Source organism: Arthrobacter sp. Y3223164 (genome assembly GCF_059091005.1).
On sequence record NZ_JBNHGF010000903.1, the window covers coordinates 1 to 382 of the forward strand.

Sequence of the window (382 nt, forward strand, 5' to 3'; positions counted from 1 at the left end):
GGCCCGGCACAGCGCCAGTTCCATCGCGTGCCCGCCGTACCCGGGGGTCTCCGGATCATCGCCTGTCGGACCGGATAGGTGCCCGCCGCGGCTCCCGCCGGCAGCGCTTCCGGCCCCGTACGGGCTGCCGTCCGGGCGGTGGTGGACGTAGTGGAACTCCGCCACGCTGCTGAAGCCGGCCGCCACCATCTCCGCGAACACCGCCGTCGCCAGGCGCTCGTAGTTCTCCGGGGTCAGCGTCCCGGCCGCGCGGTACATCTGCTCCCGCCAGGTCCAGAAGTCGCCCCGGCCGGCGTGGGTGCGGCCCCGCAGCACCCGGTGGAATGCGTGCGAGTGCGCGTTGGCGGCGGCGGGAAAGACCACCCCGTCGAGCACCAGCACG

General features: G+C 74.3%; 1 protein-coding gene. It reads right to left on the reverse strand.

All coding sequences use genetic code 11. The annotated features are described in order from the left end of the window. Window positions 1–381 (reverse strand): amidohydrolase family protein (locus tag AC5RUJ_RS18645; protein ID WP_494156563.1); only part of this gene is annotated, 381 nt, incomplete at its 3' end. Between the last annotated feature and the right edge of the window lies 1 nt (window position 382).